Annotated in this window: 21 protein-coding genes; 12 read left to right on the forward strand and 9 right to left on the reverse strand. The window is 60.5% G+C overall.

The genetic code is table 11. The features are described 5' to 3' along the window. Positions 1-62 precede the first annotated feature (62 nt). The 7 genes from amaA (at position 63) to ASG55_RS14230 (ending at position 8,485) form a co-directional block, all read left to right on the forward strand. On the forward strand, positions 63-1,346 hold the full coding sequence (gene amaA, locus ASG55_RS14200; protein ID WP_056787594.1) for an L-pipecolate oxidase: 1,284 nt from the start codon (positions 63-65) through the stop codon (positions 1,344-1,346). A gap of 368 nt (positions 1,347-1,714) precedes the next feature. Further along, positions 1,715-2,848: an ABC transporter substrate-binding protein gene (locus tag ASG55_RS14205; protein ID WP_041480713.1), complete on the forward strand. Its 1,134-nt coding sequence runs from the start codon at positions 1,715-1,717 to the stop codon at positions 2,846-2,848. Between the two features lie 241 nt (positions 2,849-3,089). After that, positions 3,090-4,004 carry an ABC transporter permease subunit gene (locus tag ASG55_RS14210; protein WP_041480712.1) on the forward strand — a complete coding sequence of 305 codons (915 nt, stop codon included), beginning with the start codon at positions 3,090-3,092 and terminating at the stop codon, positions 4,002-4,004. A gap of 3 nt (positions 4,005-4,007) precedes the next feature. Then, a complete protein-coding gene (gene livM, locus ASG55_RS14215) occupies positions 4,008-5,309 on the forward strand; it encodes a high-affinity branched-chain amino acid ABC transporter permease LivM (RefSeq protein ID WP_056787596.1) in 1,302 nt (433 codons plus the stop codon). Beyond that, positions 5,306-6,178: an ABC transporter ATP-binding protein gene (locus ASG55_RS14220; protein ID WP_041480710.1), complete on the forward strand. Its 873-nt coding sequence runs from the start codon at positions 5,306-5,308 to the stop codon at positions 6,176-6,178. The genes livM and ASG55_RS14220 overlap by 4 nt, the downstream gene beginning before the upstream one ends. After that, complete coding sequence (locus ASG55_RS14225; protein ID WP_016771915.1) at positions 6,175-6,891, forward strand: ABC transporter ATP-binding protein; 717 nt, start codon at positions 6,175-6,177, stop codon at positions 6,889-6,891. Before ASG55_RS14220 ends, ASG55_RS14225 begins: the two co-directional genes overlap by 4 nt. A gap of 829 nt (positions 6,892-7,720) precedes the next feature. Continuing rightward, on the forward strand, positions 7,721-8,485 hold the full coding sequence (locus tag ASG55_RS14230) for an SDR family oxidoreductase (RefSeq protein WP_016771914.1): 765 nt from the start codon (positions 7,721-7,723) through the stop codon (positions 8,483-8,485). A gap of 95 nt (positions 8,486-8,580) precedes the next feature. Here ASG55_RS14230 and ASG55_RS14235 read toward each other — a convergent pair whose 3' ends face one another. The 7 genes from ASG55_RS14235 to ASG55_RS14265 form a co-directional block, all read right to left on the reverse strand. Further along, positions 8,581-9,714, reverse strand: coding sequence for an AGE family epimerase/isomerase (locus tag ASG55_RS14235; protein WP_056787599.1), 1,134 nt, complete (start codon positions 9,712-9,714; stop codon positions 8,581-8,583). 197 nt (positions 9,715-9,911) lie between these two features. Next, positions 9,912-10,484, reverse strand: a complete 573-nt coding sequence (locus tag ASG55_RS14240; RefSeq protein WP_041480708.1) for a HupE/UreJ family protein — start codon at positions 10,482-10,484, stop codon at positions 9,912-9,914. Between the two features lie 27 nt (positions 10,485-10,511). Then, entirely contained in the window at positions 10,512-11,126 is a 615-nt protein-coding gene (gene ureG / locus ASG55_RS14245; RefSeq protein ID WP_016771910.1) for an urease accessory protein UreG, read from the reverse strand. Positions 11,127-11,150: 24 nt separating this feature from the next. Further along, a complete protein-coding gene (locus ASG55_RS14250; RefSeq protein WP_056787603.1) occupies positions 11,151-11,825 on the reverse strand; it encodes an urease accessory protein UreF in 675 nt (224 codons plus the stop codon). Further along, the gene (ureE, locus tag ASG55_RS14255; RefSeq protein ID WP_056787607.1) at positions 11,822-12,322 is read right to left on the reverse strand and encodes an urease accessory protein UreE; all 501 of its coding nucleotides are present in this window, start codon (positions 12,320-12,322) and stop codon (positions 11,822-11,824) included. The genes ASG55_RS14250 and ureE overlap by 4 nt, the downstream gene beginning before the upstream one ends. 300 nt (positions 12,323-12,622) lie before the next feature. Continuing rightward, positions 12,623-13,255, reverse strand: coding sequence for a TetR family transcriptional regulator (locus ASG55_RS14260; RefSeq protein WP_056787610.1), 633 nt, complete (start codon positions 13,253-13,255; stop codon positions 12,623-12,625). Between the two features lie 154 nt (positions 13,256-13,409). Further along, positions 13,410-13,793, reverse strand: a complete 384-nt coding sequence (locus tag ASG55_RS14265) for a hypothetical protein (RefSeq protein ID WP_041480705.1) — start codon at positions 13,791-13,793, stop codon at positions 13,410-13,412. Positions 13,794-14,176: 383 nt separating this feature from the next. Here ASG55_RS14265 and ASG55_RS14270 point away from each other — a divergent pair, with 383 nt between their 5' ends. Beyond that, a complete protein-coding gene (locus ASG55_RS14270; protein ID WP_056787612.1) occupies positions 14,177-16,252 on the forward strand; it encodes an AsmA family protein in 2,076 nt (691 codons plus the stop codon). 119 nt (positions 16,253-16,371) lie between these two features. On the opposite strand, the gene ASG55_RS14275 is transcribed toward ASG55_RS14270, so the two are convergent. Beyond that, positions 16,372-16,902: a ferritin-like domain-containing protein gene (locus ASG55_RS14275; RefSeq protein WP_041480703.1), complete on the reverse strand. Its 531-nt coding sequence runs from the start codon at positions 16,900-16,902 to the stop codon at positions 16,372-16,374. A gap of 293 nt (positions 16,903-17,195) precedes the next feature. On the opposite strand from ASG55_RS14275, the gene ASG55_RS14280 reads away from it, so the two are divergent. After that, entirely contained in the window at positions 17,196-18,074 is an 879-nt protein-coding gene (locus tag ASG55_RS14280; protein ID WP_056787615.1) for an esterase/lipase family protein, read from the forward strand. Positions 18,075-18,170: 96 nt separating this feature from the next. Here the strand turns inward: ASG55_RS14280 and ASG55_RS14285 are convergent, their stop codons facing one another. After that, a complete protein-coding gene (locus ASG55_RS14285) occupies positions 18,171-19,058 on the reverse strand; it encodes a DMT family transporter (protein WP_056787616.1) in 888 nt (295 codons plus the stop codon). A 96-nt stretch (positions 19,059-19,154) separates the two neighbouring features. Between ASG55_RS14285 and ASG55_RS14290 the strand changes: the two genes are divergently transcribed. From ASG55_RS14290 to ASG55_RS14300, 3 genes are all read left to right on the forward strand, one after another. Next, positions 19,155-19,949: an AraC family transcriptional regulator gene (locus tag ASG55_RS14290; protein WP_016771901.1), complete on the forward strand. Its 795-nt coding sequence runs from the start codon at positions 19,155-19,157 to the stop codon at positions 19,947-19,949. A 63-nt stretch (positions 19,950-20,012) separates the two neighbouring features. Then, complete coding sequence (locus ASG55_RS14295; RefSeq protein ID WP_016771900.1) at positions 20,013-20,318, forward strand: PsiF family protein; 306 nt, start codon at positions 20,013-20,015, stop codon at positions 20,316-20,318. Between the two features lie 203 nt (positions 20,319-20,521). After that, entirely contained in the window at positions 20,522-21,535 is a 1,014-nt protein-coding gene (locus ASG55_RS14300; RefSeq protein ID WP_016771899.1) for an AI-2E family transporter, read from the forward strand. Positions 21,536-21,662 lie beyond the last annotated feature (127 nt).

The raw sequence follows: 21,662 nt of genomic DNA on the forward strand, positions 1-21,662 counted from the left end.
CCCTCGCCACAGGGGGCTCACTCAGGTTTGTGTGTTTGTTGGGTTTCTGTTGGAGTCTGGCAATGCCGTTACGCCAAGAATGTCTGTGGGAAACGCTCACGCCACAACGCCCGGATAACGCCGCGCTCAGTGGCGAGGTCAAGGTCGATGTCTGCGTGATCGGCGCCGGGTTCACCGGGTTGTCAGCGGCGCTGCATCTGTTGGAAAAAGGCAAAAGCGTCTGCGTGCTGGAAGCGCATCGCGCAGGGCATGGTGGGTCCGGGCGCAACGTCGGGCTGGTCAACGCCGGCATGTGGATTCCTCCGGACGAGATCGAAGCCGGGTTCGGCGAGGCGGTCGGCAGTCAGCTCAACCGCATGCTTGGTGCAGCGCCGGCGCTGGTGTTCAGCCTTGTGGATAAATACAACATCGATTGCCAGTTGCGCCGCGAAGGCACTTTGCACATGGCACATAACGCCAAGGGCGAGGCGGATCTGCGCAGTCGCGAGCAGCAGTGGAAACGTCGTGGCGCGCCGGTCGAACTGCTGACCGGCAAGGCCTGCGAGCAAGCCACCGGCACGCAGAAAATCGCCGCCGCGCTGCTTGACCGCCGCGCCGGCACGCTCAATCCGATGGCCTATGTCACCGGGCTGGCCAATGCCGTGCGCGGGCTCGGCGGGCAGATGTTCGATCATTCGCCAGTGGCTCGCCTCGAGCGCATCGGGCAGAACTGGTCGGTGCAAACCGCCCAGGGTTCGGTACTCGCCGAACAAGTGGTCATCGCCTCCAACGCTTACACCGAAGGCGACTGGACCGAACTCAAGCGCAATTTCTTTCCCGGCTATTACTACCAGGTCGCCTCGGTGCCACTTACCGAAGACGCTGCGCAAGAAATTCTCCCGGGCGGGCAGGGCTCGTGGGACACCCGTCAGGTGTTGAGCAGCATCCGCCGTGACAAGGACGGGCGCCTGTTGCTCGGCAGCCTCGGCAATGGCAATCAGAAACCGACCTGGTTTCTCAAGGCCTGGGCTGATCGGGTGCAGCAGCATTACTTCCCCAATCTGAAGCCGGTCGAGTGGCAATGCACCTGGACCGGGCGCATTGCGTTTACCCCTGATCACCTGATGCGTCTGTTCGAGCCGGCGCCGGGACTGGTGGCCGTCACCGGTTATAACGGTCGCGGCGTCACCACCGGCACGGTCGTCGGCAAAGCCTTCGCCGATTACCTGTGCAACGGCAATCCGCAGGCACTGCCGATTCCCTTCGCACCGATGCAGCCCCTGGCCGGTGTGGGCTTGCGCAGTTGCCTGTACGAGGCCGGGTTTTCCCTGTATCACGCGGGCCAGTGCCTGCGCATCGTTATTTGAGTGTTGAAATTTGTTGCCGCAAGCGGCGCTTTTGCATCCAGCGACTAGCCTGTAATGGTGCGGGTTGTAGCAGTCCCGCACCAGCAGTGTGCAGTTCGGTGACGCGGGCTGTTACAGGCTGGTTGCACGTCGTTTGTCGCTGCGGTTGCAATGATGGCGCGTGCGGGTTGCGCCTGAAAAAACAAATGGTTTCACCTTCCGCGGTTTAGACGGTTGCACGCCCAATGAAAATGGGACCGAAACAGTCGAAATAACAACAATGCAGCGACTTTTTGAAGAATAAAAAACCGATGGCACGGGCCTTGCTCTGAGCTTTGAGTGAAGTGAAGTCGCAGTGCCAACTAAAAAAAACCTTGGAGCACCACCTCATGTCCCAGACGTTTTACAAGAAAGGCTTTCTGGCCCTCGCAGTCGCTACTGCGCTGGGTGTTTCTGCGTTTGCTCAAGCTGATATCAAGATCGGTGTAGCGGGTCCTATGACCGGTGCCAACGCTGCATTCGGCGAGCAGTACATGAAGGGTGCACAGGCGGCGGCCGATGCGGTCAACGCGGCGGGTGGCGTCAACGGGGAAAAAATCGTCCTGGTCAAAGGCGACGACGCCTGCGAACCGAAGCAGGCAGTGACGGTCGCCAAGGACCTCACCAACCAGAAAGTCGCCGGCGTGGTCGGTCACTTCTGCTCCTCTTCGACCATTCCAGCGTCGGAAATCTACGACGAAGCCGGGATCATCGCGATCACTCCGGGCTCGACCAACCCGCAAGTTACCGAACGCGGCCTCAGCGCCATGTTCCGTATGTGCGGACGTGACGACCAGCAAGGCATCGTTGCCGGCGACTACATCGTCGACATGCTCAAGGGCAAGAAAGTCGTCGTGCTGCACGACAAGGACACCTACGGCCAAGGCCTGGCGGACGCCACCAAGGCTCAGCTGGAAAAACGCGGCGTCAAGCCTGTGCTGTACGAAGGCCTGACCCGTGGCGAGAAAGACTTCAGCACCATCGTCACCAAGATCCGTGGCGCCGGCGCCGATGTCGTCTATTTCGGCGGCCTGCACCCGGAAGCCGGTCCGCTGGTTCGCCAGCTGCGTGAACAAGGTCTGAAAGACGTCAAGTTCATGTCCGACGACGGCATCGTGACCGACGAACTGGTGACCACCGCTGGCGGCCCGCAATTCACCGATGGCGTGCTGATGACTTTCGGCGCCGACCCGCGCCTGTTGCCGGAAAGCAAGACCGTAGTGGACGCGTTCCGCAAGGCCGGCACCGAGCCTGAAGGCTACACCCTGTACGCTTACGCCTCGGTTCAGACCCTGGCGGCAGCGTTCAATGGCGCGAAGAAAAACGACGGCGAAGCCGCTGCCAAGTGGCTGAAGGCCAACCCGGTGAAAACCGTGATGGGCGAGAAGACCTGGGACGCCAAAGGCGACCTGAAAGTCTCCGACTACGTGGTTTACCAGTGGGACAAGGACGGCAAATACCACCAGCTGGAAAAGCAGAAGTAAGGGCTGAAGCGATCACTCGACTCACTTGAAACCCTGTGGGAGCGGGCTTGCCCGCGATGGCGTCAGGTCAATCGACACACAAGTTGGCTGATCCACCGCTATCGCTGGCAAGCCAGCTCCCACAGGATTCAGTGGCGATCGGGCTGATCACGCTCCGACATTGCTCCGACGTACATCTGTATTTTTCCTAGAAGAACCGCGCGTCATGGGCGCGCAGGTTCTCACTGCGTGAGATTGCGTTATGGATGGTATTTTCCTGCAGCAACTGGTCAATGGCCTGACCCTCGGGTCGGTCTATGGCCTGATCGCCATCGGCTACACAATGGTCTACGGCATCATCGGCATGATCAACTTCGCCCACGGCGAGGTTTACATGATTTCCGCTTACCTGGCGGCAATCAGTCTGGCTCTGCTGGCTTACTTCGGTATCGAATCCTTCCCGCTGCTGATGCTCGGTACGCTGATCTTCACCATCGTCGTCACGGCGGTATATGGCTGGGTCATCGAGCGTGTTGCCTACAAACCCCTGCGTAACTCGACCCGCCTGGCGCCGCTGATCAGCGCTATCGGTATTTCGCTGATTTTGCAGAACTACGCACAGATCGCTCAGGGCGCCAAACAACAGGGCGTGCCTACGCTGCTGACCGGTGCCTGGCGTGTTGAAGTCGGCACCGGCTTCGTGCAACTGACCTACACCAAAGTCTTCATCCTGATCGCCGCGTTTGTCGGCATGGGGCTGCTGACCTACATCATCAAATACACCAAGCTCGGCCGCATGTGCCGTGCGACCCAGCAAGACCGCAAGATGGCCTCGATCCTGGGGATCAACACCGACCGGGTGATTTCCTACGTGTTCATCATCGGTGCAGCCATGGCGGCACTGGCCGGTGTGCTGATCACAATGAACTACGGCACGTTCGACTTCTATGCCGGCTTCATCATCGGCATCAAGGCGTTCACCGCAGCGGTTCTGGGCGGCATCGGTTCACTGCCCGGCGCGATGCTCGGCGGGATCATCCTCGGCATCTCCGAGTCGCTGTTCTCCGGTCTGGTCAACTCCGACTACAAAGACGTGTTCAGTTTCTCGCTGCTCGTCCTCGTACTGGTCTTCCGGCCGCAGGGCCTGTTGGGCCGTCCTCTTGTGTCGAAGGTGTAAGCGATGTCTGCAACCACTGAAAAATCCATCGATATCAAAAAAAGTCTGGTCGAGGCGATTCTTGCCGGCCTGATTGCGCTGATCGTGTTCGGGCCGATTGTCGGCGTGGTCCTCGACGGCTACAGCTTCAACCTCGAAGCAAACCGCGTGGCGTGGATCATTGCCATCGTCATGGCCGGTCGCTTTGCCCTCAGCCTGTTCCTGCAAACACCCAAAGGCTTGAAGATCCTCGACGGATTCGAGAGCAGCGGTTCCGGTGTGCACGTGCTGCCGGCGGATTACAAATCACGGCTGCGCTGGATCATCCCGCTGATTATCGTGCTGGCGATCATCGTGCCGTTTGTCTCCAACTCCTATCTGCTGGGGGTGGTCATCCTTGGTTTGATCTACGTGCTGCTGGGGCTGGGGCTGAACATTGTGGTCGGTCTGGCCGGGCTGCTCGATCTCGGTTACGTGGCGTTCTACGCCATCGGCGCCTACGGTCTGGCATTGGGTTACCAGTATCTCGGTCTGGGTTTCTGGACCGTGCTGCCGCTGGCGGCAATCACCGCAGGCCTGGCTGGCTGCATTCTCGGTTTCCCGGTGTTGCGTCTGCACGGTGACTATCTGGCGATCGTGACCCTGGGTTTTGGTGAAATCATTCGTCTGGTGCTGAACAACTGGCTGTCGCTGACCGGCGGCCCGAACGGCATGCCGGCGCCACTGCCGACGTTCTTCGGTCTGGAGTTCGGCAAGCGGGCGAAGGATGGCGGGGTGCCGTTCCATGAGTTCTTCGGTCTGACCTACAACCCCGACGTAAAGTATTACTTCATTTACGCGGTGCTGTTCCTGGTGGTGCTGGCGGTGTTGTACGTCAAGCATCGGCTGGTGAAGATGCCGGTCGGTCGCGCCTGGGAAGCCCTGCGTGAAGATGAAATCGCCTGCCGTTCGATGGGCCTGAACCACGTACTGGTCAAGCTCTCGGCGTTCACCATCGGTGCGTCGACGGCGGGTCTGGCCGGGGTGTTCTTCGCCACCTATCAAGGCTTCGTCAACCCGACCTCGTTCACCTTCTTCGAGTCGGCGCTGATCCTCGCCATCGTCGTGCTCGGCGGCATGGGTTCGACCATCGGCGTGGTCATCGCCGCATTCGTGCTCACCGTCGCCCCGGAACTGCTGCGCGGCTTCGCTGAATACCGCGTGCTGCTGTTCGGCATCCTGATGGTGTTGATGATGATCTGGCGACCACGCGGGTTGATCCGCATCAGCCGCACCGGGGTCAAACCACGCAAAGGTGCCATTCACTACGAGAGGACTGCGCCATGAGTGAAGTCGTACTCTCTGTTGAAAAACTGATGATGCATTTCGGTGGCATCAAGGCTTTGAGCGATGTCAGCCTGAAGGTCAAACGCAATTCGATCTTCGCCCTGATCGGCCCCAACGGTGCTGGCAAGACCACGGTGTTCAACTGCCTGACCGGTTTCTACAAGGCCACGGGCGGCAAGATCGAACTCAATGTGCGCGGCCAGCAGACCAACGTCATCCAGTTGCTGGGCGAGTCGTTCAAAGCGACCGATTTCGTTTCGCCGAAATCCTTCCTCAGCCGCATGTACTACAAAATGTTCGGCGGTACTCACCTGGTGAACCGTGCCGGTCTCGCCCGTACGTTCCAGAACATTCGCCTGTTCAAGGAAATGTCGGTGCTGGAAAACCTGCTGGTGGCGCAGCACATGTGGGTCAACCGCAACATGCTCGCCGGCATCCTCAACACCAAGGGCTATCGCAAGGCCGAGAGCGATGCGCTGGATGTCGCGTTCTACTGGCTCGAAGTGGTCGATCTGGTCGACTGCGCCAACCGTCTGGCCGGTGAGCTCTCGTACGGCCAACAACGGCGTCTGGAAATTGCCCGGGCCATGTGCACGCGGCCGCAGATCATCTGCCTCGACGAACCGGCCGCCGGCCTCAATCCTCAGGAAACCGAAGCGCTCAGCGCGATGATCCGGCTGCTGCGCGACGAGCACGATCTGACCGTGGTGCTGATCGAACACGACATGGGCATGGTTATGAGCATTTCCGACCACATCGTGGTGCTGGACCACGGCATCGTCATCGCTGAGGGCGGGCCTGAAGCGATCCGTAACGATCCAAAAGTGATCGCGGCCTACCTGGGCGCCGATGAAGAGGAGCTGGTATGAGCCAACCGATCCTCGAACTGCGCAATCTGGACGTGTTCTACGGCCCGATTCAGGCGCTCAAGGGCGTTTCATTGCAGATCAACGAAGGCGAGACCGTCAGCCTGATCGGCTCCAACGGCGCCGGCAAGTCGACCTTGCTGATGTCGATCTTCGGCCAGCCCAGAGCGGCGGGCGGGCAGATTCTCTATCAGGGCGTCGACATCACGCAGAAGTCCTCGCACTACATCGCCTCCAACGGTATCGCGCAGTCGCCGGAAGGGCGGCGGGTTTTCCCCGACATGACCGTCGAGGAAAACCTGCTGATGGGCACCATCCCGATTGGCGACAAGTACGCCAAAGAGGACATGCAGCGCATGTTCGAGCTGTTTCCACGGCTTGAGGAGCGACGCAATCAGCGGGCGATGACCATGTCTGGCGGTGAACAGCAGATGCTCGCCATCGCCCGTGCGCTGATGAGCCGGCCGAAGCTGTTGCTGCTCGATGAACCGAGCCTGGGTCTGGCGCCGATCGTGGTGAAGCAGATCTTCGCCACGCTGCGTGAGTTGGCAAAAACCGGGATGACGATTTTCCTCGTCGAGCAGAACGCCAACCATGCGCTGAAGCTGTCGGACCGGGCATATGTGATGGTCAACGGCGAAATCCGTCTGACCGGCACCGGCAAAGAGCTTTTGGTGAATGAGGAGGTGCGTAACGCCTATCTGGGTGGGCACTGATTTTCTCGCGGTTGCACACAGCCCCGGCGACGAGAGTCCCGGGGCTTTTTTTATTCCTCAAACTCACTGTTTAGGAGCTGCCGAAGGCTGCGATCTTTTGATCTTAAAAAAATCAGAAGATCGCAGCCTTCGGCAGCTCCTACATGGAATCAAGGCATGACATCAAGCGGAATTCAGAATTGTGGAAAACAAATTCCCCAAGCTGCCAAAGCGCGACATATAGACGCTGCAAATGGCTGTTTTTCCACAGTTTTGACTTGTCCCCGGTTACTGTGGAGCTGGCTGTGAATAACGTGGGTGTATCTGGCTGCAAGCCTTATGAAACGTGGCTTGCAGGGATGTGTTTGTTTTTTGATCAGGCATTTTTGCTGGAGCGCGCGGCGTCGTTGTCAACCTTTTTCTGGGGAGCAGAGACATGGCAATTCCATGTGCGCAAGCCTGTGGATAAGTCTGTGACTAAACTCTGGAAAGACCTCGCGGAGCACCGTAATTGCTGGCCTCGCGCAATCACCCGGTGATACCGTCCGTCGTGCAAAATGCCCTGTCCCGCACATCCCCCGCCTCACGGTCAAGCAAAAAACTTTCCATTTCGCCCGCAAAGCCTTGTGTGGCGCGGCTTTGCACGTTGGCACTTGCCCCCGGAAACTGTGGAGCAGATTGTGGATAACATGCGTGCACATGGCTGCAGGCCACGCAGGCTAAGGTCTTGGCGAACTTGGTTGATTTTTGTACAGCTGGCAAGTGTTGCCCGTATTCGCGAGGGCGGGCATGCTGCCTGCTGATTTTCTATTCCAAGGGCTGCCGTGGCGGCCGAAGCAAGGAGAACACGATGTCCGACACCCTGTTTATCACCGGCGCGACGTCCGGTTTTGGTGAAGCCTGTGCCCGGCGTTTTGCCGAGGCTGGCTGGAAGCTGGTACTGACCGGCCGTCGTGAAGAACGCCTCAATGCCCTGTGCGCCGAACTGTCGAAGCAGACCGAAGTGCATGGTCTGGTTCTCGATGTGCGCGATCGCAAAGCGATGGAGGAGGCTATCGCCAACCTGCCGCCGTCGTTCGCCAAACTCCGTGGCCTGATCAACAACGCCGGCCTGGCGCTCGGCGTCGATCCGGCGCCCAAGTGCGATCTGGATGACTGGGACACCATGGTCGACACCAACGTCAAAGGCCTGATGTACGCCACTCGCCTGCTGCTGCCACGGCTGATTGCCCACGGCCGTGGCGCCGGTATCGTCAACCTCGGTTCCATCGCCGGTAACTACCCGTACCCGGGCAGCCACGTGTACGGCGCGAGCAAAGCCTTCGTCAAACAGTTCTCGCTGAACCTGCGTTGCGACCTGCAGGGTACTGGCGTGCGGGTCAGCAACATCGAACCCGGCCTGTGCGAAAGCGAGTTCTCGCTGGTACGTTTTGCCGGTGACCAGGAACGCTACAACGCCACTTACGCCGGCGCCGAGCCGATCCAGCCACAGGACATCGCCGAGACGATTTTCTGGGTGATGAACACCCCGGCGCACATCAACATCAACAGCCTGGAGCTGATGCCGGTGAGCCAGACCTGGGCCGGGTTTGCCATCGAGCGTAACAAGGCTTGATACCGCGCTGAGGCCATTCGCGAGCAGGCTCGCTCCCACAGGAGAATGCATTCCAAAATGTGGGAGCGAGCCTGCTCGCGATAGCAATTGTTCGGTCAGCGAAGATACGCAGCCAAGCCGTGGTAGCAAGTCGCCAAATGATAAGGCGTGGTCGAAGGCATGTCCTTGCGGCTGACCTCTCCATTCTCATCGCGACACTCATGCCAGCCGCCGGCATGCAGAAACCGCTGCTGCAACGCCTGCAACTGGCGCAGCACCACCGCTTCGCTGTCCGCCCGCAAGGTCAGCGCGCGCAGGTATTCAGCCTGAGCCCAGATCCGTTGGGTGGAATCCCTGGGCCGACCATTGCTTTCCAGATCAAGCATCGCCCGCACCGCGCCGCAGGACTCCAGCACGCCGTACTGCTCGGTAAAAGCAAACGCCCGATCCAGCGCCCGGTGCAGTTTCGAATCGCGCAACAGCGCCGACGATTCGAGCAGGAAATACCATTCGAACTGGTGCCCCGGCTCGTACCAGTTATCCACAGCACCCAGTGGCTTCTCCATCAACACGCCGTATTGCGGATCGACGAACTGCTTGTGCATGGCTGTGCATAACTCAAGCAGGGCCTTCTGCGTTTGCGGGTCTTCGCGCACCGCCAGGGTGGCGAGGAAGGCTTCGGCCAAGTGCATCAGCGGATTTTGCAGTGGCCCGGTTTGCAGGGTGAGCCAGTCACGCTCCAGGCAGGCTTCGTATAAACCGTCGCCGGTGGCGAATCGGCGGCCGATGATTTCCAGCGCGGCGCTCAATGTCGACTCGGCCAGCGAATCCCGGGACTTGTCCCAGTAATGCGCGCAGGCGAACAGGATGAAGGCGTGGGTGTAGAGATCCTTGCGCTGGTCCAGCGGCTTGCCTTGCGCATCGATGCTGTAGAACCAGCCGCCGTGCTCGGCATCATGGAAATGCCGTTGCAGCGAACGGAACAACGCGGCGGCGCGGACTTCGGCGTTATCCACAATCCCGATCAGGCTGGAGAACAGATACAGCTGCCGTGCGCAGGCCATCGCCCGATAGCGCTGCACTGGCAGCGGTTGATGCGCGGCGTCCAGCGCCTCGTACGGCAACGCCATGTCGGCATTCCAGCCCGGGCCTTGCCACAGCGGCACGATCACGTCGAGGAAGTGCTGCTGCACTTGGCCAAACAGGGCGGTCAATTCGGGCAGGGCGGTGGAGCGGGAAGCGTGGGGCATGGGCGGGCGTCACGGGCTGGGGCGATTGCGCGACATGGTAGCAGAGAGGCAGCCTTTAAAGGTTTGGTGTCTGATCGGCCGTCATCGCTGGCAAGCCAGCTCCCACAAGGAAATTGAGTGTTCACACAATTGTGGACTTACCCAATAACCTGTGGGAGCTGGCTTGCCAGCGATGAGGCCGGCTCAGGCGATAGAGATTAGCCTGCGAGCAACCACACCCCAGTCGCCGCCGAAGCCGCACCCGCCAACCGCACCAGCGGCGCCGCTGCCTGCGGAAGAACTCGCACCACGCCATAACCGAGCGCATGCAAAACCGCTGTCGCCGCGACAAACCCGGCCGCATACGCCCACGGGCTGCTCATTTCCGGCAGCTCCAGCCCATGCGCCACGCCATGGAACAGCGCAAACAGCGCCGTCGCTGCCACCGCCATCACCAGCGGCGGACGCACGGCCAGTGCCACGGCCAGGCCCAGCGCCAATACCGAAGCAGCAATCCCGCTTTCCAGCGCCGGCAACTCCAGCCCTTCAAAACCGAGCAGGCCGCCCAGCAGCATGGTGCCGACAAACGTGCACGGCAGCGCCCAGCGCGCCGCGCCTTGTTGCTGCGCCGCCCACAAACCGACGGCGAGCATTGCCAGCAAGTGGTCGAGCCCGCCGATCGGGTGGCTGATGCCCGCGACGAGGCCGCTGTCGCCATGCCCAGGGTGCGCGAAGGCCAGTGCCGGTGTCAGCAGCAGCGCCACGGCGCCAAGAATGCGTTTGAGTGTCATGGATAAGCTTCCTTGTTGATAAGTGGATCAGGCGGCGGTCAGCAGGCCCTGGCGTTCGATGAAGGCGATGATTTCTTCAAGGCCCTGACCGGTTTTCTGGTTGCTGAACACGAACGGCTTGCCGTTGCGCATGCGTTTGGTGTCGCTGTCCATCATTTCCAGCGAGGCGCCCACCAGTGGCGCGAGGTCGATTTTGTTGATCACCAGCAGGTCGGACTTGCAGATCCCCGGGCCGCCCTTGCGCGGCAGCTTGTCGCCGGCGGAGACGTCGATCACGTAGATGGTCAGGTCCGACAGCTCCGGGCTGAAGGTCGCCGAGAGGTTGTCGCCGCCGGATTCCACCAGAATCAGATCCAGCCCGGGAAAACGCCGGTTCAGTTGATCGACCGCCTCGAGGTTGATCGAGGCGTCTTCGCGGATCGCCGTGTGCGGGCAGCCGCCGGTTTCCACGCCGATGATCCGCTCCGGCGCGAGGGCTTCGTTGCGCACCAGGAAATCGGCGTCTTCGCGGGTGTAGATATCGTTGGTGACCACGGCGAGGTTGTAGCGCTCGCGCAGGGCCAGGCACAGGGCCAGGGTCAACGCGGTCTTGCCGGAACCGACCGGGCCGCCGATGCCGACGCGCAGAGGTTGTGTATCCATTTCATTCTCCAAAAATAAACAGCCCTAAGAGCGGAAGAGACGGCTGTACTGGCGCTCGTGGGCCATGCACGCCAGGGACAGGCCAAACGCGGCGCTGCCGATGTGTTCGGGGTTGAGGTGGGTCGCGTCGTGCTGCGCCTGTTGCAGCAGCGGCAGCAGTTCGCTGGTCAGGCGCTGCGCGGCTTGCTGGCCCAGCGGCAGGGTTTTCATCAGCACGGCGAGCTGGTTTTCCAGCCAGCTCCACAGCCACGCGGCAAGAGCGTCCTGCGGGGTGATGCCCCAGGCGCGTGCCGCCAGTGCCCAGCACAGGGCGAGATGCGGTTCTGTGGTCTGTTCAAGAAAGTCGCGGGCGGGCGCATCGAGTTCCGGCAAACCGTTCAACAACTGCTGCAGGGAGTAGCCCATCTGCCGGCTCTCCAGATGCAACTCGCGGGTTTCGCGACTGGCGCGGTGGCTCTCGCAGAGTTGTCGTAATTCGGCCCAGTTTTCATCTGCTGCGGCCTGGCAATGCACCAACAGCAGCGGCGCTTCGAAGCGCGCGAGGTTGAGCAGCAGTTGATCGCTGATCCAGCGGCGGGCGCCGTCCGGGTTGTGGACCCGGCCATTATCCACCGCCATTTCCAGACCCTGGGAATAGCTGTAGCCGCCAATCGGCAATTGCGGACTGGCCAGACGCAGCAGCGCCCAGGCCGGATTCACAGGCGCACGCCGAACTGGTGGAGTTTCGGCGCGTAGTTGAAGTCTTCGTCGCCGTGGCGGGAATGATGATGGCCGCCGCCGTAAGCGCCGTGTTCCGGCTGGAACGGCGCTTCGATAGCCTCGACCTGCGCGCCGAGCTGTTCGAGCATCGCCTTGAGCACGTAATCGTCGAGCAGGCGCAGCCAGCCACCGCCGACTTGCAGGGCGACATGGCGGTTGCCGAGGTGATAGGCCGCGCGGGTCAGTTCGAACGCATTGGCGCAAGTGACATGGAGCAGTTGTTCAGGGCGGGCGCAGACGCGCACGACACGGCCGTCTTCAGCCTGCAGGCATTCGCCGTCATACAGCGGTGGCTGGCCGCGCTCCAAAAACAACCCGACGTCTTCGCCTTCGGCACTGAAACAGCGCAAACGGCTTTTGCTGCGCGCTTCGAAGGTCAGGTGCAGCTCGGCGGCCCAGACGGGTTGAGGGTCGATTCTGCGATGAATCACCAGCATCGGAAAGCTTCCAGCAATGAACGTTGAATGGGCTAGAGCAAGCGCCGCGCCAATCGGGTGATCTGTAGGAAATAGCTGTCGGCGCTTGCCTGATCTTTCAACAGGCGCGGCGATTCTGGAAGGTTTTGGTGCATGAAGGATTTGTCATGCACCAATTCGATGCCGTGACGGATGTTCAATGTGGGAGCGAGCCTGCTTGCGAATGCGCCGTGTCAGACAGATGTATTCAGCTGACCCAGCGCTTTCGCGAGCAGGCTCGCTCCCACAGAGGCTTTGCGCTGTGTCAGATAGAGAAGGGGATTACTCGGTACTGCCCAGCCCTTGCCAGTGCTTGAGGCCGATAAAGATGAAGCGCAGTTGCTGGGTGATCTTCGCCTGCGGCGTCAGATGCTCCGGCAAGGCCTCGGCGGGCGGGTCGATGATGTCGGGGAGGGTGGCGAACACCGATTTGACGATCAGGTCGGCGATCACGCTCAGACCGGCGATGTCCAGATGTTGCAGCTTGGGCATCAGCGCCAGGTCCGCCGCGAGGTCGGCGCTGATGTTCTCCCGCAGGCGTCCGATCGCCTGCCGCACCGGCAGCGAGCCGCCATATTGTTCGCGGGCGAGAAACAGGAATTGCGAGCGGTTGGCGTTGACCACATCAAGGAAGATGCGCACCGAAGCGTCGATGATGCCGCCCATGACGAATTCGTTGTGCCGCACCAGGCGGATGGTTTCGCGGAAGGTCTGGCCGACTTCGCTGACCAGTACCAGACCCAACTCGTCCATATCGGCAAAGTGCCGGTAGAAACCGGTGGGCACGATGCCGGCGGTCTTGCTCACTTCGCGCAGGCTCAGGCTGCCGAATCCTCGGCCGCTTTCCATCAGGTGGCGGGCAGCGTCCATCAGGGCGTTGCGGGTCTGTTGTTTCTGTTCGGCGCGGGGCAGCATCGCAGGGTGTGTTCTTCGGCAGGACAAGCGCCGCACTCTAGCAAATCGGCTTTGTCGGCGTCGAACGGGGAGTCATGCAGCGAGGGATTCACAGAAGCTGAAAAGTCAAAAGCCCAATCCGCTGATTGGGCTTTTTCGCTGGGCCGTCATAGGCTCAGCTCACGGCGCTGTTGCGTTCGATTACACGATCACCACCACCTTCGGCGAGGGCTTGACCTTGGGGAGTCTTGTCGTAGCCGTCTTCCACCAGACCTTTTTCTTCGAGACGATTGCGGCCGTTTTCAGCCAGGGTCTGGCCCTGTGGGGTTTTGTCATAGCCGTCTTCAGCCAGAGTCTGACCTTGAGGGGTCTTGTCATAGCCGTCTTCAGCCAGAGTCTGGCCTTGTGGGGTTTTGTCGTAGCCGTCTTCAGCGAGCGTCTGGCTGAACACCGAGTGGCTGTCTTTGACTTGCGGAGTGGCCTGATCGGCAGCGGGCAGGGCAAAAGCAGTGCTGGCTAGCATCGACAGGGTAAGGCTGAGCAGTAATTGGCGTTTCATGATAGTGGCTCCTTGGGAGGGCGATAAAGTGGGTACGAGGGCAATGCTACTCTCGATATGTCGATATAAAAGTTCATAAACGCAATGGTAATAATCAACAGAATTGATTGTTCGGCGCGAAGGCTCTAGATCGGGCCTTTGCGGGCGACGGTTTTGCACCGTCGTGGGTATTTTCGACTCACTCGTGCCTCGCAAAAGTGCGGGTCGCGGTAACACTGCTCGACCGATCGGTCAGTTTTGCTGCGCTTTTTATGGCTTAAACTGCCTTTCGATTAAACCTGCGGGCCTTTCGCCAGTCACAGACTGCATAGGGGCCGCTTAGGTCTGCCGTTTCAGCTGTGCGTCGGGTAATCGGCGTGCGGTCGTGATCAGGAGCTTTGTGCATGACGCGCACTGGAAAAATCTTCAGCTGGATCTTCGCCATCCTCGTGCTGCTGCTGGCAGCCTTGATTCTGATCATCGTGTTCTTCGACTGGAACCGGATCAAACCGACCATCAATGCCAAAGTCTCGGAAGAACTGCACCGGGCGTTTGCCATCAATGGCAACCTCGCGGTGATCTGGCAGCGCGAGCCGGAAGAGGGCGGCTGGCGCTCTTGGGTGCCTTGGCCGCACGTGGTCGCCGAGGATCTGAGCCTGGGTAATCCTGACTGGTCGAAGCAGCCGCAGATGGTCACTCTGAAACGTGTCGAGCTGCGCATTTCGCCGCTGGCCCTGCTGGCCCAGCGCGTGGTGATTCCGCGCATCGACCTGACCGAGCCGAATGCCGAGCTGCAACGTCTGGCCGATGGCCGCGCCAACTGGACGTTCAAATTCGATCCCAAGGACCCGAACGCCGAGCCTTCGAGCTGGGTGGTCGATATCGGCGCGATCGGTTTCGACAAGGGCCACGTGACCCTCGACGATCAGACCTTGAAGACCAATCTCGATGTGTTGATCGACCCGCTCGGCAAGCCGATTCCATTCAGCGAGATCGTCGGCGACAAAGCGGCGAAAACTGCTCAGGACAAGGGCGGCGCACCGCAGGATTACGCCTTTGCGCTCAAGGTCAAAGGCCAGTACCACGGGCAGAACCTCACCGGGCAGGGCAAGATCGGCGGGTTGCTGGCGTTGCAGGACGCGAGCAAGCCGTTCCCGTTGCAGGCCCAGGCGAAGATCGGCGATACCCGTATCGAACTGGCCGGCACCCTGACTGACCCGCTGAATCTTGGCGCTCTTGATCTGCGCCTCAAGCTCGCTGGAGACAGCCTCGGCAATCTCTACCCGCTGACCGGCGTGACCCTACCGGACACGCCACCGTATTCCACCGACGGTCACCTTATCGCCAAGCTGCATGACGAGGCCGGGGCGAGATTCACTTACGAGAAATTCAACGGCAAGATCGGCGACAGCGACATCCACGGCGACCTCACCTACGTCGCCAGCCAGCCACGGCCGAAACTCAGCGGTGCGCTGCTCTCCAATCAACTGCTGTTTGCCGACCTCGCGCCACTGATCGGCGCCGACTCCAACACCGAGCAAAAGGCCCGTGGCGGCGCGAGCAAGCAACCGGCGGACAAAGTCCTGCCGGTCGAAGAATTCAAAACCGATCGCTGGCGGGCCATGGACGCCGATGTCGAGTTCACCGGCAAACGCATCGTCCACAGCGAGAAGCTGCCGTTCAACGACCTCTATACCCATCTGAAACTCAACGACGGCGAGCTCAGCCTGGAACCGCTGCGCTTTGGTGTCGCCGGCGGCACGCTGGATGCGCTGATTCGCCTCAATGGCCGCACCGAGCCGCTGGAAGGCCGTGCGCGTTTGACCGCACGCAAATTCAAACTCAAAGAGTTGTTCCCGACCTTCGAGCCGATGAAGACCAGTTTCGGTGAGCTCAATGGCGATGCCGACATCAGTGGCCGGGGCAACTCCGTGGCCAAGCTGCTCGGTGGTGCCAACGGTAATCTGAAGATGCTGATCAACGACGGTGCAATCAGCCGTGAGTTGATGGAGCTGGCCGGGCTCAACGTCGGTAACTACGTGGTCGGCAAGATCTTTGGCGACAAGGAAGTGAAGATCAATTGCGCGGCGGCGGACTTCGACATCAAGACCGGCCTGGCGACCACACGGCTGTTTGTCTTCGATACCGAGAACGCAATCATCTACATCGATGGCACGGCGAACATGGCCACCGAACAACTCGATCTGACCGTGACCCCGGAATCCAAAGGCTGGCGTCTGATCTCGCTGCGCTCGCCGCTGTATGTGCGCGGCAAGTTCATCAAACCGGATGCCGGCGTCAAAGCCGTACCGTTGATGCTGCGCGGGGCGGGGATGGTTGCGCTGGGCGTGATCGCCGCACCGGCGGCGGGGTTGCTGGCACTGGTGGCGCCGAGCGGTGGCGAGCCGAATCAGTGCGCGCCGTTGCTCGAGCAGATGAAGCAGGGCAAGGCGCCGGTGACCGTTAAACCCAGCAAGTAATGCGGCGTCTCTGAGGGCGCCTTCGCGAGCAGGCTCGCTCCCACATTCGAACGCGTTTCTTCAATCGAAATACGTTCCAGTGTGGGAGCGAGCCTGCTCGCGAAAGCGGTGTGACGGGATTATAGGTCGTTGAGGATATCCGCCATGTCGTCGGCGTGTTCTTCTTCCTGGGCGAGGATGTCTTCGAAGATGCGGCGGGTGGTCGGGTCTTTGTCACCGATGTACTGGATGATTTCGCGATAGCTGTCGATAGCAATGCGCTCGGCCACCAGATCTTCGTAAACCATTTCCTTGAGCGTGTTGCCGGCCACGTATTGCGCGTGGGACATCTTGCTCAGCAGGTCAGGGTTGAACTCAGGCTCACCGCCCAGTTGCACAATGCGTTCGGCGAGGCGATCGGCGTGCTCGGCTTCCTGGTTGGCGTGTTCGAGGAATTCGTCGGCGGCGACGTTGGCTTTCAGGCCGCTGGCCATGAAGTAGTGGCGCTTGTAGCGCAAGGTGCACACCAGTTCGGTGGCCAGCGACTCGTTGAGCAAACGCAGTATTTCTTCACGGTTGGCGTTGTAGCCCTCGGTGACCGCGCCGTTTTCCACGTGTTGCCGCGCGCGCTCGCGCAGGGTTTGAACATCAGACAAATGCACGTCACTCATTTCATTCTCCTGGAGGCTAATCCGATAGGCGCCACGTTCTGAAGACGCGGTCGCTACCCAGGTTGTGAGTCTTGAGCTAAGCGAAAAGTTTTATGCGATTTACGCCGGACGCGCTGCAGGAACTGTTGAAGACTGCTATGTCGGGAGGGCCTGGCGCTGGTCAATCCGGTTTCGGTGGAGCGGATCGTGGCGGGCTGAAGTAGGCTCATCGTTCAGTTGTCATCGTCACGTTGGATGCTTGGCGGGCGTCTTGCAGGTCTGGCATCCACTCACCGCGCACAAGGATGTAACCCATGTCGACACGTTATCCATTGGTGCTGGTGCCGGGCATGCTCGGCTTTGTCCGGCTGGTGCTTTACCCGTATTGGTTCGGCATCATCAAGGCCTTGCGCCGTGGTGGTGCGACGGTGGTCGCGGTGCAGGTTTCGCCGCTCAACTCTACTGAAGTGCGCGGCGAGCAGTTGCTGGCGCGGATCGAGGAAATCCTGCGCGAGAGCGGGGCGCAAAAGGTCAATCTGTTCGGCCACAGCCAAGGCGCGTTGACCGCACGATATGCGGCGGCGAAGCGTCCGGATCTGGTGGCCTCGGTGACTTCGGTGGCCGGTCCGAATCATGGTTCCGAGCTGGCTGATTATCTGGAAAAGCACTACCCCGGTAGCAGTGCCAAGGGCCGCTTGCTCGAAGCGTTGCTGCGCTTGATCGGCTGGGTCATGGCATTGCTCGACACGGGTTATCACGGTCCGAAACTGCCGGTGGATATCCACGCTTCCCACCAATCGCTGACGACGGCGGGCGTTGCATTATTCAATCAGCGTTATCCACAAGGGCTGCCGGAAGTCTGGGGCGGCCAGGGGCCGGAAGAGGTCAACGGTGTTCGTTATTACTCCTGGTCAGGGACGCTGCAACCGGGCAAGACCGATCGTGGCGGCAATCTTTTTGACGGCACCAACCGCAGTTGTCGCTTGTTTGCCAAGACCTTCGTCCGTGAGCCGGGGCAGTGCGATGGCATGGTCGGTCGCTACAGCTCGCATCTGGGCACGGTGATCGGTGATGACTATCCGCTGGATCATTTCGACATCGTCAATCAGTCGCTGGGACTGGTGGGCAAGGGCGCGGATCCGGTAAGGCTGTTTGTCGAGCATGCGGCGCGGCTGGAGGCTGCAGGGTTATAGCCAAACAGACCGCGTCATCGTTCTTCGCGAGCAGGCTCGCTCCCACAGGTGTCTGCATTTCAATGTGGGAGCGAGCCTGCTCGCGAAGGGGCCTTATCAGGCAACGCTGACCCGGCGGCCCAAAACGGTGGTCCAGCGCTCCGACAAAACCACCCCACCCAAGGTCAGCAAACCGCCCACCAGGTGATACATCGCCAACTGTTCCTTCAGCACCACTGCTGCAATCAGCGCGGTAATCAGCGGCAGCAGATTGAAGAACAACGTCGTCCGGCTCGGTCCCAGCCGCTGCACCGCTTGCATCCACGCCAGCGGCGCGACCATCGAAGCCAGCAGGCATGCATAGAGCACTAGCGGCACGTTCTGCAGATTCAAACCGGTCTTCGGCGAAACAGCGAACAACGGAAACAACACCACAATCGCCACCAGCACCTGCAAGTACAGCAGCACCAGCGGCGGCAGGCGCAGTTGCCACTTTTTCAGCAGCGTGCTGTAAACCGCGTAGGCCAGCGTGGCGATCAGCATCATCGCATCGCCCACATTGACCCCGTGTTGCAGCAGCGCACCGAGGCTGCCGGATGACACCACCACCAGCACGCCAGCGAACGACAGCACCGCACCGACCAGCGCACCAGCCGTCAGGCGCTGGCCGAGGCTGATGATCGCCATGGCCAGCGACATCAATGGCATCAACGATAGGATGATGCCCATGTTGGTCGCGGTGGTCAGTGTTGCAGCGAAATAGGCGAGGCTCTGATACACCGCCATGCCGAGTACGCCGAGGATGAAAATCCGCCCCAGGTTCGGCCGAATCTGCGGCCAGTGGGCGATGACTTTCTTCAGCATGAATGGCGTGAACAGCACGCCGGCGAGCAGCCAGCGATAGAAACCGATCTCGGCCGGGAAGATCGCGCCGACCGCCAGTTTGTTGATCACGGTGTTGCCGGCCCAGATGAAAATCGCCAGCAGGGGAAACGCGTATTGCATGGGACAAAACCAGAACGTTGATGAAACGCGATTATCGCCTGTCTGGATGCAGGCCTATACTGCGATCCAGACAACCTGCCTCTGCATCCGGACAGCATGAACAGCAAACACATCGATCTGCTCGATTTCAGCGAACTGCCGTCAGCGGTGTATTTCCGCTACGCCGATTTCAATGCCCACGAATATGCCGCGCCGCATCGCCATCCGTGGGGCACGCTCGAGTATGCCGCCCATGGCGTGTTGCACATGGATGTCGACGGCAGCCGCTTCATGTCGCCGCCGCAGTACGCGGTGTGGGTGCCGCCCGAGGTCGAGCACAGTTTCTACAGCCATCAGCCGGTCAACTATCGCGCGGTGTGTCTTGATCCAAGTGTTTGCACACGGTTGCCGGCGCGGGCCTGCACCTTGGCGATCAGTGACATTCTCAAGGCGATTCTCAAGGACTTCGCCGCCCGCGATGTGAAGATTCCGGAGCATGAGGCCGATCAGCGTCTGGCCCAGGTATTGGTCGATCAACTGCAACAGGCACCGGTGCAGGAATGTTATCTGCCGTACGCGAGCAGCCCCGGCTTGCTGACGATTCTCGACGCCTTGCAGGCCGCGCCGGGCGACAACCAACCGTTGGCGCATTGGGCCGCGCAGGTGCATGTCAGCGAGCGCACCTTGGCCAGGCAGTTTGTCCGCGAGCTGGGCATGAGCTTTGGCGAGTGGCGTCAGCGCTTGCGTTATCTGGCGGCGATCGAGGCGCTGGAAACCTCGCGTTCGGTGCAGGAAATCGCTTTCGACCTCGGCTACAGCAGCGGCTCGGCTTTCATCGCCATGTTCGCCCGCCAGGCCGGGTGCACGCCGGAGCAGTATCGGCGCAGCCACCTCGAGGGCAGGAAGGTGTAACAAGCTTTGACTACACTGCGACAGAGGCCGCATCCATCGGTGCGGCAACAAGGAGAAAACTCCATGAAGATGTTGCGTGTGCCGTTGTTGATGATCGGGCTGCTTGTGTGTTCCCAGGGTTTCGCCGCCACGGCGCAACAGAACAAGATGACCACCTGCAATGCCGATGCGACCGCCAAAAGCCTGAAGGGCGACGAGCGCAAGGCGTTCATGAGCACCTGCCTGAAAGCGGCACCAGCGGCCAACGATGGCAAGGAGCTGACCCCGCAGCAGCAGAAGATGACCACCTGCAATGCCGATGCGAAAACCAAGGCGCTGACCGGCGATGCGCGCAAGGCGTTCATGAGTGAGTGTCTGAAGAAAAAGTGAAACGGTAAATAATGTGGTGAGCTTGCCGGCCTCTTCGCGAGCAGGCTCGCTCCCACATTTGAAATGCTTCCCCTGTGGGAGCGAGCCTGCTCGCGAAAGCGTCGCTGAATGCACCGCCATTCCCATGCCCCGCATATCCCTAGTGCTAACCCCGGATCGCTGGCAGACTGCCCATCCTTTCACGCCGTTCGTTTTGAGGCTGTATGCCAACGTTTTCTCAGCGTCATGTTGTGTTCTGGGTCAGTTGCATCATCATTTTTGGCGGTTTGCTGTTGGTGCTGCCGCTGCGCCTGTTGCCGAGCCTGCTGGCCGGGTTGCTGGTGTTCGAGCTGGTCAACATGCTCACCCCGCAACTGCAACGGCTGATCGAAGGGCGGCGTGCGCGCTGGTTGGCGGTGGCGCTGCTCGGCACGCTGGTAGTAAGTGCGCTGGCGCTGATCTTCGCTGGCGCCATCAGTTTCCTCCTGCATGAAGCGGAAAACCCCGGCGCCTCGCTCGATAAATTCATGGGTGTGGTCGATCGCGCGCGCGGGCAGTTGCCGCCGTTCATCGATGCCTACCTGCCGGCGAGTGCGGCGGAATTTCGCGTGGCGATCGGCGAGTGGGCGAGCAAGCATCTGGCCGACCTGCAACTGGTCGGCAAGGACGCTGCGCACATGTTCGTCACCCTGCTGATCGGCATGGTGCTCGGCGCGATCATCGCCCTGCAGCGCATCCCCGACGTGACCAAGCGCAAGCCGTTGGCCGCCGCTTTGTTCGACCGTTTGCATCTGCTGGTGCAGGCGTTTCGTAATATCGTCTTCGCGCAGATCAAGATTTCCCTGCTCAACACCGTGTTCACCGGGATCTTCCTCGCGGTGATCCTGCCGATGTTCGGCATCAAGCTGCCGCTGACCAAAACCCTGATCGTGCTGACCTTCCTGCTCGGCCTGCTGCCGGTGATCGGCAACCTGATGTCGAACACGCTGATCACCATCGTCGGCCTGTCGCTGTCGATCTGGGTGGCGATCGCCGCGCTGGGCTACCTGATCGTTATCCACAAGCTCGAATACTTTCTCAACGCGCGCATCGTTGGCGGGCAGATCAGTGCCAAGTCGTGGGAGTTGCTTCTGGCGATGCTGGTGTTCGAAGCCGCGTTCGGTTTGCCGGGGGTGGTGGCAGGGCCGATTTATTACGCGTATCTGAAGAGTGAGTTGAAGCTGGGCGGGATGGTCTAAGGCCAGGCAACTAAATTGAATGCATCTGTGGCGAGGGGATTTATCCCCGTTGGCCTGCGCAGCAGGCCCCTGCTTTCAAGCTCAGGAGCGGGGCCGCTTCGCGGCCCAACGGGGATAAATCCCCTCG

This window comes from Pseudomonas sp. Leaf434 (assembly GCF_001425545.1).
GTDB lineage: Bacteria > Pseudomonadota > Gammaproteobacteria > Pseudomonadales > Pseudomonadaceae > Aquipseudomonas > Aquipseudomonas siliginis.

Bases quoted from the DNA above. Each gene is read 5' to 3' on its own strand.
- amaA (WP_056787594.1), top strand. From the start codon at position 63: ATGCCGTTACGCCAAGAATGTCTGTGGGAAACGCTCACGCCACAACGC.
- ASG55_RS14230 (WP_016771914.1), top strand. From the start codon at position 7,721: ATGTCCGACACCCTGTTTATCACCGGCGCGACGTCCGGTTTTGGTGAA.
- ASG55_RS14205 (WP_041480713.1), top strand. From the start codon at position 1,715: ATGTCCCAGACGTTTTACAAGAAAGGCTTTCTGGCCCTCGCAGTCGCT.
- ASG55_RS14280 (WP_056787615.1), top strand. From the start codon at position 17,196: ATGTCGACACGTTATCCATTGGTGCTGGTGCCGGGCATGCTCGGCTTT.
- ASG55_RS14290 (WP_016771901.1), top strand. From the start codon at position 19,155: ATGAACAGCAAACACATCGATCTGCTCGATTTCAGCGAACTGCCGTCA.
- ureE (WP_056787607.1), bottom strand. From the start codon at position 12,322: ATGCTGGTGATTCATCGCAGAATCGACCCTCAACCCGTCTGGGCCGCC.
- ASG55_RS14235 (WP_056787599.1), bottom strand. From the start codon at position 9,714: ATGCCCCACGCTTCCCGCTCCACCGCCCTGCCCGAATTGACCGCCCTG.
- ASG55_RS14265 (WP_041480705.1), bottom strand. From the start codon at position 13,793: ATGAAACGCCAATTACTGCTCAGCCTTACCCTGTCGATGCTAGCCAGC.
- ASG55_RS14225 (WP_016771915.1), top strand. From the start codon at position 6,175: ATGAGCCAACCGATCCTCGAACTGCGCAATCTGGACGTGTTCTACGGC.
- ASG55_RS14295 (WP_016771900.1), top strand. From the start codon at position 20,013: ATGAAGATGTTGCGTGTGCCGTTGTTGATGATCGGGCTGCTTGTGTGT.
- ASG55_RS14275 (WP_041480703.1), bottom strand. From the start codon at position 16,902: ATGAGTGACGTGCATTTGTCTGATGTTCAAACCCTGCGCGAGCGCGCG.
- ASG55_RS14285 (WP_056787616.1), bottom strand. From the start codon at position 19,058: ATGCAATACGCGTTTCCCCTGCTGGCGATTTTCATCTGGGCCGGCAAC.
- ASG55_RS14220 (WP_041480710.1), top strand. From the start codon at position 5,306: ATGAGTGAAGTCGTACTCTCTGTTGAAAAACTGATGATGCATTTCGGT.
- ureG (WP_016771910.1), bottom strand. From the start codon at position 11,126: ATGGATACACAACCTCTGCGCGTCGGCATCGGCGGCCCGGTCGGTTCC.
- ASG55_RS14270 (WP_056787612.1), top strand. From the start codon at position 14,177: ATGACGCGCACTGGAAAAATCTTCAGCTGGATCTTCGCCATCCTCGTG.
- livM (WP_056787596.1), top strand. From the start codon at position 4,008: ATGTCTGCAACCACTGAAAAATCCATCGATATCAAAAAAAGTCTGGTC.
- ASG55_RS14240 (WP_041480708.1), bottom strand. From the start codon at position 10,484: ATGACACTCAAACGCATTCTTGGCGCCGTGGCGCTGCTGCTGACACCG.
- ASG55_RS14260 (WP_056787610.1), bottom strand. From the start codon at position 13,255: ATGCTGCCCCGCGCCGAACAGAAACAACAGACCCGCAACGCCCTGATG.
- ASG55_RS14300 (WP_016771899.1), top strand. From the start codon at position 20,522: ATGCCAACGTTTTCTCAGCGTCATGTTGTGTTCTGGGTCAGTTGCATC.
- ASG55_RS14210 (WP_041480712.1), top strand. From the start codon at position 3,090: ATGGATGGTATTTTCCTGCAGCAACTGGTCAATGGCCTGACCCTCGGG.